This window comes from Vagococcus fluvialis (genome assembly GCF_003337315.1).
GTDB classification, from domain to species: Bacteria; Bacillota; Bacilli; order Lactobacillales; family Vagococcaceae; genus Vagococcus; species Vagococcus fluvialis.
Map to the genome: position 1 here is coordinate 125,126 of NZ_QPJV01000005.1, position 13,969 is coordinate 139,094.

16 protein-coding genes are annotated in these 13,969 nt (G+C 32.3%); 2 read left to right on the top strand and 14 right to left on the bottom strand.

All coding sequences use genetic code 11. The features are described 5' to 3' along the window. Nucleotides 1–24: 24 nt before the first annotated feature. The 12 genes from DFR54_RS06860 to DFR54_RS06915 form a co-directional block, all read right to left on the bottom strand. The gene (locus tag DFR54_RS06860) at nt 25–465 is read right to left on the bottom strand and encodes a SprT family protein (RefSeq protein ID WP_114289598.1); all 441 of its coding nucleotides are present in this window, start codon (nt 463–465) and stop codon (nt 25–27) included. After that, nucleotides 458–2,635 (bottom strand): Tex family protein, encoded by a 2,178-nt coding sequence (locus tag DFR54_RS06865; protein WP_114289599.1) that lies wholly within the window; start codon nt 2,633–2,635, stop codon nt 458–460. Before DFR54_RS06865 ends, DFR54_RS06860 begins: the two co-directional genes overlap by 8 nt. A gap of 3 nt (nt 2,636–2,638) precedes the next feature. After that, nucleotides 2,639–4,699: a hypothetical protein gene (locus DFR54_RS06870; RefSeq protein ID WP_114289600.1), complete on the bottom strand. Its 2,061-nt coding sequence runs from the start codon at nt 4,697–4,699 to the stop codon at nt 2,639–2,641. Nucleotides 4,700–4,724: 25 nt separating this feature from the next. After that, entirely contained in the window at nt 4,725–5,465 is a 741-nt protein-coding gene (locus DFR54_RS06875) for a metallophosphoesterase family protein (protein WP_114289601.1), read from the bottom strand. A 68-nt stretch (nt 5,466–5,533) separates the two neighbouring features. Next, entirely contained in the window at nt 5,534–5,917 is a 384-nt protein-coding gene (locus tag DFR54_RS06880) for a DUF1149 family protein (protein ID WP_114289602.1), read from the bottom strand. Nucleotides 5,918–6,011: 94 nt separating this feature from the next. Beyond that, a complete protein-coding gene (locus DFR54_RS06885; protein WP_170126933.1) occupies nt 6,012–6,815 on the bottom strand; it encodes a bifunctional hydroxymethylpyrimidine kinase/phosphomethylpyrimidine kinase in 804 nt (267 codons plus the stop codon). A 16-nt stretch (nt 6,816–6,831) separates the two neighbouring features. Continuing rightward, complete coding sequence (gene lepB, locus DFR54_RS06890) at nt 6,832–7,608, bottom strand: signal peptidase I (protein ID WP_114289604.1); 777 nt, start codon at nt 7,606–7,608, stop codon at nt 6,832–6,834. Between the two features lie 26 nt (nt 7,609–7,634). Then, complete coding sequence (locus DFR54_RS06895) at nt 7,635–8,327, bottom strand: hydrolase (RefSeq protein ID WP_114289605.1); 693 nt, start codon at nt 8,325–8,327, stop codon at nt 7,635–7,637. Nucleotides 8,328–8,381: 54 nt separating this feature from the next. Continuing rightward, nucleotides 8,382–9,014, bottom strand: a complete 633-nt coding sequence (locus DFR54_RS06900) for a glycoside hydrolase family 73 protein (protein ID WP_114289606.1) — start codon at nt 9,012–9,014, stop codon at nt 8,382–8,384. A gap of 7 nt (nt 9,015–9,021) precedes the next feature. Then, nucleotides 9,022–9,771: a M15 family metallopeptidase gene (locus DFR54_RS06905; protein WP_114289607.1), complete on the bottom strand. Its 750-nt coding sequence runs from the start codon at nt 9,769–9,771 to the stop codon at nt 9,022–9,024. Nucleotides 9,772–9,796: 25 nt separating this feature from the next. Continuing rightward, nucleotides 9,797–10,342 carry a hypothetical protein gene (locus DFR54_RS06910; RefSeq protein ID WP_114289608.1) on the bottom strand — a complete coding sequence of 182 codons (546 nt, stop codon included), beginning with the start codon at nt 10,340–10,342 and terminating at the stop codon, nt 9,797–9,799. A gap of 112 nt (nt 10,343–10,454) precedes the next feature. Then, nucleotides 10,455–11,405, bottom strand: coding sequence for an aromatic acid exporter family protein (locus tag DFR54_RS06915; protein ID WP_114289609.1), 951 nt, complete (start codon nt 11,403–11,405; stop codon nt 10,455–10,457). Nucleotides 11,406–11,526: 121 nt separating this feature from the next. Between DFR54_RS06915 and DFR54_RS06920 the strand changes: the two genes are divergently transcribed. Both DFR54_RS06920 and DFR54_RS06925 read left to right on the top strand, forming a co-directional pair. Continuing rightward, nucleotides 11,527–12,156 (top strand): hypothetical protein, encoded by a 630-nt coding sequence (locus DFR54_RS06920; RefSeq protein ID WP_114289610.1) that lies wholly within the window; start codon nt 11,527–11,529, stop codon nt 12,154–12,156. 12 nt (nt 12,157–12,168) lie between these two features. Then, nucleotides 12,169–12,762 (top strand): FUSC family protein, encoded by a 594-nt coding sequence (locus DFR54_RS06925; RefSeq protein ID WP_086341289.1) that lies wholly within the window; start codon nt 12,169–12,171, stop codon nt 12,760–12,762. Between the two features lie 56 nt (nt 12,763–12,818). Here DFR54_RS06925 and DFR54_RS06930 read toward each other — a convergent pair whose 3' ends face one another. Together DFR54_RS06930 and DFR54_RS06935 are read right to left on the bottom strand one after the other, a co-directional pair. After that, nucleotides 12,819–13,664, bottom strand: a complete 846-nt coding sequence (locus DFR54_RS06930) for a PhzF family phenazine biosynthesis protein (protein ID WP_114289611.1) — start codon at nt 13,662–13,664, stop codon at nt 12,819–12,821. A gap of 29 nt (nt 13,665–13,693) precedes the next feature. Next, on the bottom strand, nt 13,694–13,954 hold the full coding sequence (locus tag DFR54_RS06935) for a hypothetical protein (protein ID WP_114289612.1): 261 nt from the start codon (nt 13,952–13,954) through the stop codon (nt 13,694–13,696). Nucleotides 13,955–13,969 lie beyond the last annotated feature (15 nt).

Below are 13,969 nucleotides of genomic sequence, written 5' to 3' on the forward strand. Positions count from 1 at the left end.
AAATATAAATATAACGATTTCATACTAGTTTGTCAAATGCTTTAATTTCCCTCCACACTGGCAAACATAACGGGTTGTGTTAATTTTTCTTTGTCTAAATATATCAGCCTGACACTTAGTACATCGATAATGCTCTAATCGTTTTTTTGCTTTTAGTGGTTTTACAAATCGGCTACCACCTGTTTCTTTTAATAACAATTTGAAATCAGTATCTTTATGTTGATAGCCTTTATTTTCAAGATGTAAATGATAATGACAGAGTTCATGTTTGATAACACCTAGTAACTCATCTAGCCCATAAATTTCAACTACTAAAGGATTGAAATCTAGGTTGCCAGAATTCAAATGATACCTACCACCTGTTGTTTGCAAGCGACTATTAAAGATTGCTTGATGTAAAAAAGGCTTCTTGAAATATTCAAGAGACACCTTTTCTACTAAAGCTTGTAATTCTTTATTAGTCATTTTTGGCTACTGGAATCATTGTTAAGGCAATTCGTTTTTTCTTCAAATCAACTGAGTCAATCCAGACAGTTACCACATCTCCAACAGCAACAACATCTGTTGGGTGTTTTACAAATTTAGCACTTAACTTAGAAATATGAACCATACCATCTTGTTTCACACCGATATCAACAAAGGCACCAAAGTCGACTACGTTTCTAACTGTTCCTTGTAATTCCATACCAACTTTTAAATCTTCCATACTTAATACATCTTGTCTAAGTAGTGGAGCTGGCATCTCATCTCGCATATCTCTTCCTGGTTGAAGTAATGCTTTTAGAACATCTTCCAAGGTTTCTTTACCAATATTTAGAGTACTAGCTAGATTGTCCACTGAAACTTTTTCTAATACCTCAATAGCTGACTCAGTTCCTAAATCTTTTTCACTTAAGCCAACCTCTTTAAGTAATTCTTTAACGATAGCATAACTTTCAGGGTGAATTCCTGTGTTGTCTAACACATTTTTCCCATCAGGTACACGTAAAAATCCAATAGCTTGTTCATAAGCTTTCGGTCCTAAACGAGGTACCTTTTTAAGTTGGGTACGACTGTTGAATGTTCCGTTTTCTTCACGATATAAAACCACATTTTTAGCTGTTGTTTTATTTAGTCCAGAAACATGTTGTAATAACTGAGCACTTGCTGTGTTCACGTTAACCCCAACTTGGTTAACCGCTGTTTCCACAACAAAATCTAATTGCTCTGTTAAACGTTTTTGAGAAACATCATGTTGATATTGACCAACACCAACCGCTTTAGGTTCGATTTTCACTAATTCAGCTAAAGGGTCTTGCAGACGTCTTGCAATACTTGCCGCACTTCTTTCTTCAACTTGTAAATCCGGAAATTCTTCACGGGCAATTTTACTTGCTGAATAAACTGAAGCTCCAGCTTCGTTAACAATCACATAAAAAACTTCTCGCTTAATTTTTTTCAAGTTTTCAGAAACAAAAATTTCAGATTCACGACTTGCTGTTCCGTTACCAATCGCAACCATTTCAACTTTGTATTCTTCGACAAAAGTAATAAACTCTTCAACTGCTTCTGTACGTTTTGTTTGTGAAGCTGGTTTATGTGGATAGATTACTTTAACTGCTAATAATTTACCAGTTTCGTCTACAACGGCTAATTTACAACCTGTACGGTAAGCTGGGTCAAAACCTAAAACAACTTTACCTTTTAAAGGAGATTGTAATAATAGGTTGCGTAAGTTCTCACCAAAGATAGCAATTGCTTGTTCATCTGCTTTTTCAGTTAGTTCTCCGCGAATTTCCCTTTCGATTGAAGGACCAATAAAACGTTTGTAACTATCTTCAAATGCTGTTTGAACATACTCACTTGCTGGACTAGCTGGATTTGTAATTAACTGTTTACCTAAGTAATTAAATACTCTTGCTTCATCTACTGCAATCTCTGCCTTAATCACGCCTTCTTTTTCTCCGCGATTAGCAGCTAAAACTCGGTGAGAAGCCATTTTTTTAACTGGTTCATTAAAGTCATAATACATCTCATAAACAGATGTTTCGTCTAATGATTTATCCTTTTCTTTAGTAGAAAAAACACCATTCTGCCAAACAAATTCTCTTAACCACTCACGGTATTTTGGCTCATCACTAATCATCTCAGCCATAATCTCATGAGCACCTGCTAAACAATCCTCAGTAGAATTTAATTCCTCTTCAGGGTTCAAGTACTTACTTGCTTCAGCATTGATATCAGCACCACTTGGTAAACTTAAAAGCCATGTAGCTAATGGCTCCAAACCTTTCTCTTTCGCAATTGTTGCTTTCGTACGTCTTTTTTGTTTGAAAGGTCGATATAAATCTTCTACTTGCTGCATTTTTTCAGCTTTTTTAATTTTCTTAGCTAAATCATCAGTTAGTTTACCTTGTTCTTCGATAATACGTAAAACTTCTTCTTTTCGTTTTACTAATCCTTCTAAATAATTAAAGCGCTCTTCAATTTCACGAATGGCAACTTCATCTAAGCTACCTGTCATTTCTTTACGGTAACGAGCGATAAAAGGTACTGTATTACCTTCTGCTAATAATTCTAATACTTTCTCCATTTGAGAAGGTTTGTATTGGTTTAATTCTTTTTTTAATAACTCAAATGCTTGATTGTTTTGCATTGTTTACCTATTCCCCTCATTTAAAAAATACTTGTCAATGTAGTAGGATACTTTCAAGTAATACGTGTCTAAATACGTCGATAATTTACTGTAGCCTTTTAATATATGATAAGTTGACTCATCCATGGTAACATAATTTTTTGCAAAAAATGATTTTTTCACGTCAAAAGATAGTTCTTCTTCAAAAGATTCAATCTTATCAATATAATCAGAACACCACTCTAAGAAGGCAGCGTTTTTGTCTGCTTCATTAATAATAAAGACTTGGCTCCATCTGAAACTTAAAAATTTAAAGCTTAGTATGTGTTTACGGTACTCATCTTTATCAACTTTAATATCTTTAAAATCTTCTTCATAGTAATATTCTAAAAGTTCTTTGATTTCTTCTTCGTCTTTCATCTGATCTTTTTTACGAATATTCATTAATTCTTCTGTAATAACTTCTTCCACATAAGGATCTTCCTCATATGAAAAATAATCATAGTCATCCTTCTCTACTACAGATAAAGGTGCATTAAGTAAAGAATTGACTTTAGCTGGCTCTTTTACAACTTCTTTTTCTAATGAATAAGAAATCTGATTTTTGGCTTCCTTAGTAACAGGAGCTTCTAACTGCTCTTCAATGCTTGTTAATTGAGAATTTAATAAATGAATTTCTTGTCTATAGCTTAGACTTTCATTTTGAAGCTCATTAAATTTAGTTTCTAAGTCTTCGTATTTAGTTTGCCAAACATCAATTTGTTGCCACTTAGCTTTTTGTTCTTCATAAGCATTTAACTCATCTTTTAAAATATCATTACTTACTTTTGAAAGTTTTAAATCAGCTTTAAGTTGATCCACCAGTTCTTCTAAATCTGACATTTCATTAGTTGCTTTTTCTCTTTGTTTTAATTGGCGGCTTAAGTCTAAATTAAGTTGTTTAATCTTATCCTCACGTTTTTCACTTGAACGGATTTCTTGACCTAGTTTAACTTGCGTATCATTTAACTGGATTTCTAACTTTTGTCTGCCGTTTACTTCAATCAATATTTTTTTCTCAGCTTCTTTTAGCTCAGTTTCAAGTTTAGTCATTTCCGTTTGGGCATTCTTAATAAACTCATCATGAGTTGTCTCTAAACGCTTAAGAGATTCATTTAAATGACCATTTGAGTTTTTATACTGCTCAATCATATGTTGACTTTCATTTAATTGAATACGATACTCACTATTTTCTTGTTTTAACGCTCTTAATTTTTTCTCAATTTCACTAATCTTTTCTAAACGAGTTTCATCAACTTTATTTTGTTGGACAATTTCATTTAATTTAATGTTAGCTTTATCTAACTCTAAATTAATTTTTTGACTTTCTTTAGCTTCTGCTCTTAATCTTTCAATTTCTTTATTCAAAGAAGTGACTTGCATACTTAAAACAGCAATCATCTCTTCTTTCTGGTTGTCAGTTGATTTATCTGTTTTCTCAGGTACAACCTCTGTTGTTACTTTTTCTTCCACAACATCTTCAAAAATAGGTTCTAACAATAGCTCCTGTTGAACAGCTAATTTTTTAAGTAGATTTTCTTGTTCTTCGATTTCTTGATGTAGCTGACTGATTAGTTCGTTATTATCAGATACCATTTTGTTACCTGTAATTTCTTCCGCACTTTTATTACTTACGACATCTGCTTCTTGGATAGGTAATTCTTTATCTGCTTTTATAAGGACTTTTTCTAAACATTCTTCTAAAATTTCAGTCACTAAAGAAATAGTTGATTTGATTTCTCGACTGCTTAAATCATTATCAACCTGAAAGCTAATATAAAATCGAATTTGCCCTTCTTCTCTAATTTGAATAAAACTTCTAGTTACAGGATACTGACTCAACAGTCGCTCCCACTCTTTAACCATTACTCGACCCACAATAAAAAGATGTGAGGGTTCTAAAGAAGGATTTTTAAAACTTAATTCAATTTGATTTTTATTCGCTTCTTCTTTTCTTTTAGAGACAATTACTAGATTATTTCTATTTTCCCGAACACGTTCTCTTTTAAAGATTCGGCTTTTTATTTGAAATTTATTGTCTTCCATAGCTTATTCTAACTCCTTTCACTTTTTAATGTGTTTCAAATTTTGGTTCCCATGCATGTTCATTAAAAACTTCAATGTCTTGAACAATTCCCTGTGGATTAAAGACCACTCCATGAATAGAGCCGCCATAAACGCCGCCACCATCAATCCCGATTTTTCTATCCATTTGCCATAGTTTAGTCGTTGTGGTGTCGTTAAATAAATACATTGCTGGCGTGTGCCCGAAAACAATTGTTTTATTTGTATGATTTTTCCCTTCATGAAACTCTTTTCTAATCCATAAAAAGTCTCTTTCTGACGTATCTTGCCAATTATCTTTTTCAAGATTTATACCAGCGTGAACAAAAAGATAGTCGTACCACTCATAATAAAGAGGTAACTCTCTTAAAAAGCTAATTAATTCTTTATATCGTGATTTAATCAACATACTTATTTCAGTTGGCGAGTACTCTGCTACTGCACCTGTATGAAGTAAACTTTCAATTGTTTCTCCACCACCATTTAAAATATAGTTAGGATACCTCTCTTCTGGATCATCTAAAAATCTTAAAAAGATATCTTCATGGTTACCTTTTAAATAAATCGCTCTTTTCTCTTCAACTAGTTGTTTACCAAGTAATAGGCACTCTTTAGAGCGTGCTCCTCTATCTAGTAAATCCCCGATTAAAACTAGTTGTTGATAAGTTTCGTCATAATCTTTTAGGAGGATCTGAAACATCTCATACTCTCCATGAATATCACCAATAACATATAGTAAATCTGACATTTTCTCCCTCCTAATGAAAAAGGCGGACTACAAAAGTGTCTGCCTTTTTGACTGATACATCTTACTATCTATTCTTGTGAAAAGTTTAATTGTACTCCTGGTGCATCTAGAGCAATCTCAGTCATTTCATAAGTCATTCTTTCAATCAATACAAATAAAGGTCTTACTAACTCATTTACTTCTTCATGAGTTAAGTCTTCAATTTTATCAATCTTACGATTAACGACTTGAACAAACTGAGCTACATCTCCTGATAAGGCTACTTTTTCAAGTACAATTTTAAATTCAATTCTTAAACCTAAAACTGAGTTGTTTTCTGCATCTATGTTCATTTCTTCTTTAATTTCAAAAGGATTAATACTCACGTTAATAGCTGTTTCTTCAGTGTGATCTTGTGGTAATGCATCATAGTGATAGCTTTGTACAAATTCTGCTTGTCTAATTAATTCCATATTATTTATCCTCTTTCATTGTTTAATCTTATTTTTTTCAAAAAAATCATCCCACTTTATTTTACATGATAACTCTTGCAAAAGGAATCTATTCTTATAAGCTTTTATTTTTTCTACCTTGATAAACATTGCCCAAATCTGGTAAAAAGGGAATACCATACTCGATACTTTCAAAAACAAAGACTTTTCCTTTTCTAACAGACTCCTCAACGGTTAATCCTGTTGCAATACCTGAAGCAATAGCTGAGGCGAAAGTACAGCCGGCTCCGTTATTATAACTATTAGCTAGCTTTTTTTCTTCTAAGATAGTTACTGTCGTCCCGTCAAATAAAACATCATAAGCTGTTTCACCTTTTAAGCGTTGACCGCCTTTGACAACAACATTCTTAACCCCTGTTTTATGAATAATTCGAGCTGCTTCTTCCATTTTTTCAATAGAGTCGATACCTACTAAACCAGATAAAAGCTCTGCTTCCCTTAAGTTTGGTGTAGTGATAGTTGCTAGTGGCATTAGTTCTGTATTGAAAAAATCAATAATATCTTGGCTTGAAGTTAAGCCAGATTCTTTTAATGCTAGTACTGGATCTAGAACAATTGGAATATCTTTTACTTTTTTTAGATGATTAGCTACGACTTTTGCAATCTCAATGTCTGCTAACATACCAATTTTAATCACATCAATTTCATTTTCTTTACTTAAACACTCTCTTAGTTGGGCCTTAAGTGTAGGAAGTGAAACACCTAACACAGTTACTTCATCTGTGTTAGGTGCTACTGTTACTATGCACGTTAAAACGTTTGAACCTTCGATTTTATATTCTTTATAGGTTCTTAGGTCTGCTTGTAACCCACCACCGCTAAGAGAGTCTGATCCAGCAATTGTTAATACTTTCGTCACACTCATACTTCCTCTCTCACTTAATCGGTTCTATTTTAAAGAGTGGCCAAATTTTCATTATAGCGACTCCTTGAATATCTTCTTTGTCATAAAAACCGACTGTTCGACTATCTGTTGCTTTTTTTCGATTATCTCCAAGTAAAATATATTTATTTTCTGGCACATGGAGAGTTGATTTATTTACATCTTTTAACTCAGCTACTGAAAAATCTTCTGTATAAAATTTATTTCGATTCTTCTCTTGAAGTTTAAAGTCAACGTAGTTTTCCTTTAAATAATCTTCATCATATATAGCTCCGTTAATTGTTAATACATCATCAGATAAGGAAACTTTATCTCCTGGCATACCAATAACTCTAAGCAGTTCTTTCTTAGTACCATCTCTAAGAACAACTACATTAAAACGATTAATTCCTAAATCTGATTGATATAAAATTTGGTCGCCTGTTGTAACCTGAGTTGCCATTGAATCTGATTGAACCTTAATTCTATCATATTTAAAAGTAATTAGAACAAAGAAACTAATAACAATTATTAAAGCAAGTAACATAATAATAGCAAATAAAGAGAATGGCTTCTTTTTATTGTTAGGTTTATTTTCTTTTTGCTCTTCTTTTTCTAACTCTGAAAAATAAAAATCAATATTTTCATCAATGCCTGGCATACTTTTTTTCTTAAGTTTCTTTTTTTTCTCTTTTTTTCTAGGTTCTATTTTACCATCCAGAACATCCCAAATAGGATTGTTGTTCATGTCCATATTTGGTAATTTAGCTTTCTGGTCGTCGTTTTTCACATTAATTAACTCCTCTTAATTAAGGCTTACTCCTCGTTGTCTTGCTTTTCTTGTTCACGGTAAATATTCATTTTTTTACTGAATAATTGTCCGTTACTAGGTGGCGTATAGGTAATAGCGTTAGCTCCTGCTTCAATGGTTTCTCTAATTGAGTCATCAGTTGGTCCACCTGTTGCGATAATCGGAAAATCAGGATATTCTTTTCTAATTTCTCTCACAATATGGGCTGTATTTTTTCCACCACTAACATTTAAAATTTTAACGCCTGCTTCAATTTTTTCCTTGACATCTGTATATTCAGACGTGATTGTTCCAATTATTGGAATATCAATCATCTGAGAAATGTCATAAATTGTTTCTTTTGAAGTTGGTGCATTTACAACAACGCCTAGTGAGCCATTAGCTTCTGCGAACATGCTCATATTTACTGAACGATTTCCTTGAGTTAAACCTCCACCAACACCTGAAAAAACAGGAATATCGGCTGCTTCAATAATCGCTTTTGTAATTGTTGGATGGGGTGTAAATGGATAAACAGCAATAACTGCATCTGCATCAATATTTCTAATAATTGCAATATCAGTTGAATAACAAATAGATTTAATACGTTTTCCAAATATTTTAATACCAGTACAATCACGAATAACTGTTGGTAAATAAATCGTATCTCTTCTTAAGTTAGTCATTATTTCTGGAACAAGCCCCTTTTCTTTTTTCATTAAAAATCCCCCTTAACATAGATAAAAAGCCAAGTACCTTTTGGTCTGTGGCTTTTACTGGTCATATTGATACAATTGATTGCTTTCTATGACTTCAATAACTTTATTTGCATATCCAGGGTCAGTCGCATAACCTGACGCTTGAAGTGCTTTAGCTGCTGTTTGATAATCAGAAGCTAATAAAACACCTTGATATAAATAAGGGTCCCAATCCACTCCATTTACAAATAACATTGTATGATCCTTCATACAATCTGACCAGCTTGCGTATACTTTAAAGTTTGCTTTTATTTCTATCCATTGACCATCTTTATATTCCTTAGTGGTCAACTTAACTGACTCATCATGTGGATTAAAAGACTTGATACCAAACAAATTATTGTATTTAGTACTTAGCTCACTTTTGCCCCAATCAGACTCCAAAATAGCTTGTCCTAAAATTATACTTGGTAAAATACCATAAGTTTGATGTAACTCTTGAGCTACAGGAACTAGGGTATTAATAAATTCTGTATGAGATAAATCTTCTTCCACATGAACTTCGTGCCTAACTGAGGTCTTACTGAGTCCACTTAAACTAATAAAAAACACAACAGAACCAACTAAGATAATAATGACACTTAGTAAGATAGGTATTTTATTGATTCCAAATGCTTCATATTGTTTTTTCTTTTTACGTTTTGCCATTATTTACCTACTTCTTCAACTGATCAATGTATTCTTCTAAAACTAATTTATTCTGATACATGTACTCAGCATTTTCTTTTCCAACATAACGAATGTGCCACGGCTCATAATTAATTCCTGTTATCTTTTCTTTTCCCTTTTCATAACGAATAACAAAACCATAATGACAAACATTTTCGGCTAGCCATTTACCAGCTTCTGTTTCACCAAAAGCCTCGTCTAACATGTTGCCTTGGTTGTACCATTCTGTATCTAAAACATCTAAAGCAAGACCTGTATGATGCTCACTTAGACCTGGTTTAGTTAAGTACTTCATTGCTAAATCTGTTGCCTCATCTTTTGAATAACCTTGAGCTTCATATTCAGCAATATCTGTTGCTACAACATCTTTTTGCTCATCTACTGAACGATAAGCAGAAATCACCGTCAGCTCAAATCCTGCTTTTAAAGCCGCATCTGTTAAGTTCATATAGTCGGAATAAATTCGCTCGTCTACTCTATAGCCATTAGGCAGTTCTTTTAAATCTTTAGGTTCTTCTTTTATTTCATGGGCCTCATTGACTAAAAGTAAATTCCAGTCATCTATTTTCCCTGGTAATGTTGGTTTTGTTTCTTTTTTTGTAGTTTCTTTTTTGGTCACTTCAGGTGTTGTTCTTTGAGACAATTGCTCTTTAAAAATACCAAACTGATGGCCGTAAAAAACAACAGTTAGCCCGATAAATAATGTGGTAATTAATAAAAATACTTTTTTGGCCATTGGTATTAATCCGTCTCCTTATCCTCTATTCTTCCTCGTGCTCTGTATAAGCTTCGACAAGGTTTTCATCTACCCACTCAAGCAAGTCAACTTTTGAATCACTAATTTGTTGTTGAATCACTGCTGGCATACAAAACTCTAAAATATCATCATAGCCCCACTCACCGTAACTAATAAATATTCTTAGATTTACGACTTGTTTTTTAGGATAGCTATTATCCCCAATATTTGGAATACTTGTTTGCGTTATTAACTCAACCTTGGTCATACCTGTTTTTATCCACTCTTTAGCAATAATGGACTTTAGGCGCTTATATTCTGGCACAACATAGTTTCTTTTTTCTGGAAATAAAGAAGCTTGTCTGGCTATTTTTTGAATTAACATCCACTCATAATCTGAGAAGAGACTTTTCAATTTTTGCATCTTCTCACTTGGTAGTGGACGTAACCCTTTTTTCCAATCTTCCCACTCTTCTTTCGTGACATCTAAAAAGTATGTGACACATACCGTTTCACTAATAAATTGGTCCTTAATCTGATCTAAAATAATATTAACAATTGCTTGATGCATATTCTTTGCACATCCTAACATTTGAATTTTATTACAGTTATGGTTATTTTACCCTTTTATTCAAAAAAAAGCACCTTTTTACCTACGGAACGACTTATTTCTTAACATAATCCTAATCAACTAAATTAAAGTTTACTTTAATGTGGATAAAGGTTTGAATTTCTGTTAAAAACTGAAACAGACGAGCTCGATTTTCAAACTCAATTCGTGTTTTCGGGAGTTCTTTTGTTTCATAATACTTAATCACTTTACTAACTTTATCATTTAATTCTTTACCGTCATTTTTTTCTCCGTAAGTATCATAGATTTCTTTAATCAACACATTAATGGCTTCAACTATTTCATGTTCTATTTCAATCTTTCCAACTAACTCAACCATATCTTGTAGAACATTTAACTGCATTCGTCTCATTTGAAAATAACTAACTTCATAATCATCTTTTCTAAGCAAGCGATTGTCAAAATGACGTTTAGCATAAGATTCACCTTGATCAATACTTTGCTCGATGTTTTCTAAACTTCTTTCACAATTAATTTTATTTGTTTTTTTGCTTAAGACTGCTGACATTTTTAATAGTAGTTCTTTAATTTCTAAATCAACTTTTTCTTTATTAGTATCTATTCTTCCTTGCACATTTGGCATGTAAAGGTTCGCAATTAAAGCAAGGCCTACACCAATTAATAACAAACTAACAGCATTTATTACTAAAGACAATGACATATTTCCTTCATTTAGAAAATGTGTAATCAAAACAGAATTGACAGGTATAGCTTCTGACATATTAAATCTTGCAGCAATTGGAATATAAATTAATAAAAACAAGCCAAAAGCAATTGGCGTGTATCCCAAAATAGAGTAACAAATAAGTGCAATGATAATAGCGATAAATAAAGCAATAATACGACCTAATCCCACTTTAAATGAAGATGTTTTTGTATTAGTTACACTTAAAATGGCAATGATTCCTGCTGTTGATGGAAATTTCAAACCTAATGTTGTGGCAATAATAATACCCAAAGTTGCTGTTACTACTGTTTTTATTGTTCTTAACCCTATCTTCATCTTCCCACCTCTTTTCTTTATTAAAATGTAAAATCACACTTTCGTCAATCATTTATCTAACCTAGGGACTGGCGAAATCTTGTTATTTCGTTTATCATTATAGGAATAAGGAGGTAGGAGAATGAGAAAAACAAAACTAACTATTCTACTCATCACCATGTTACTTTTTGTAGCTTCATGTGGGATTACTCAAGAATTAGATGAGTCCATTACCGTTTCAAAAGAACTTGGAACAACTTTAGGTGAACAACAAAAAGTCTTAAAAGATTTACTAGCTAATGTGGAAAGAATCATTCCCTCATTTGAAAAAGACATGGAAGAACAACCTGAAACAGTTCTTTTTAACGACGAAACAGGCGCTCTATATAAAAACTATACTGCTAGACAATCCTTGTACACTGATATTGAATCAGGTCAAAAGACATTAAAAAAATTACAAAAAGAAATTCAAAGAATTAGTGATAAAAATGCTGTTGATGTTAATCATGATAAGCTTAATCTGATTAGTAGTAGCTTGCAGATTATTATTAATAATTATGACTCCTTAATTCTTTACATGGACACTGGTTTTGAACAGGAAGAAGCTTTATACACCAATCTTCCAGTAGATAATTTAGACGATCAAGGTTCAGTGATTAACCGAACTTACGGCTCAGTTACTATGGTTGCTGAGGAAGCTAAAAGTAACATGTCATACACATCAAATCTTGTTAAAACTTATGAAAAAGAAGCATCAACTCATAAAAAGTAGAGGTGATTAGTGATGCATTGGGGAAAATACCATTTAGGTCTTCGTACGGTTAAAACATCTCTTGCTGTTATGTGCTGTATTTTAATTTTCCAGCTCACTGACAGAGGAACACCAATTGTTGCCACACTTGCTGCTGTTTTTGCTTTAAGAGAAGATTTATCAACAAGTATTGATTTTGGTAAATCCCGTATTTTAGGTAACACAATTGGAGGTATTGGCGCATTTGTCTACTACGCTTGCCTTCAGCTTGTTCCAAATGAGAATCTAGGACAAGTTCTGTTTATTCCTTTGATTGTAGCGATTCTGATTACTTTTTCAATTAGGATTGATAACAAAGCAGGAATTATTGGTGGAATAGCCACTTTTCTTTTTATTGCCTTTTCAATTCCCAAAAACGAGTCTTATCTCTATGCCTTTCACCGGGTAGTTGATACCTTTATTGGAACATTTGTGGCAGTTTTTTGGAACTTTGCAATTAAGTCACCATTAGAAAGTAAAGTTGAAATGATTGATGATACTGAGGCACGAATTGAAGAAAAAGAAAAAGAAATTTTACGTCTTCAAGAAGAAATCGAAGAATTAAAAGAACGTGAATTACAAGATTAAAAGGATAGGATTGTGACTTTGGTCATAATCCTATCCTTTTCTATTACCCAGCTTATCTATATATTTAGTTTTTTCATCTCACAGAAATAACTTTTTCCTCCAACATAAACTTGTTCTATAGCGTCCTCACTATCTACTTTTAATTTAACGAATACCTCTGAAGGTGACTCTAAAGCATAACCTTGCTCAAAAGTATATAAGTCCTTTTTAATTCCTAGTTTTGAGTATAAGTAACATGCTAAAGCACCATTTGATGTTCCAGTCGCCGCCTCTTCATCAATGTCATATAAAGGAGCGAAGTTACGGCAAATAAATCGTTCTTGATTCATTGCATACAAATGCATACCTATAACATTTTTTTCGTTACTAACTGCTTTTATTTTTTCAAAATCAAGTGTTAATTGATGCAGCTCTTCTTCACTTGTTATCGGAATTAAAATATCTCTTAAACCAGTTGAAACAATTTGAACTTGGTAATCTGAAACTATTTTTTCACTATCAAAACACTGATTAATCTCTTCTTTATCTACTTCTTCAAAAAATTCAGGTTTATTTTGTTCCATAAAAATAGTTTCTTGATCTAAATCAATTGAAAGAATGGCTTTTTTAGTTTCTATTGTGTAACTATTTTTAGCTAATTTATTTAAATGCGTTAATATCTTAAATGAAGCAATTGTTGCATGACCACATAAATCAACTTCTTCTTTTGGTGTAAAATATTCCAACTTAAAATCAGCAGTTACAGAATCTGATATAAAAGCAGTCTCAGCATAGCCTAATTCTTTAGCTATTTTCATTTTTTGAGCCCTAGATAGTTTTCCCTCATCAAAAACAACGCCTGCTTTATTTCCACCTTTACCATTTTTACTAAAAGCACTAGCAACATAAACAACTACTTCCACAAAATCACTTCCTATTATTGATAATTTAATTAATAACCAAATTGAAAAACTAATAAAAATAGAATAACTGGTAACACAAAGCTACCTAGAATAAATAGACTATTAGCCAAAAGCTCTCTTTTATTTTTCATATATTTTACTAATTCAACTAGAAAATAAATAAAAATAGCACCAGAAATTAGTGTAAAACCCAACGTGTTTATACCTGATGCATTTAACATCGGTAGATACATAATAATTAGTGTATTAATCATTAACATTCCGATTTTTAATATCTTTTTTAATTTCATCGCTATTCTCCTTTA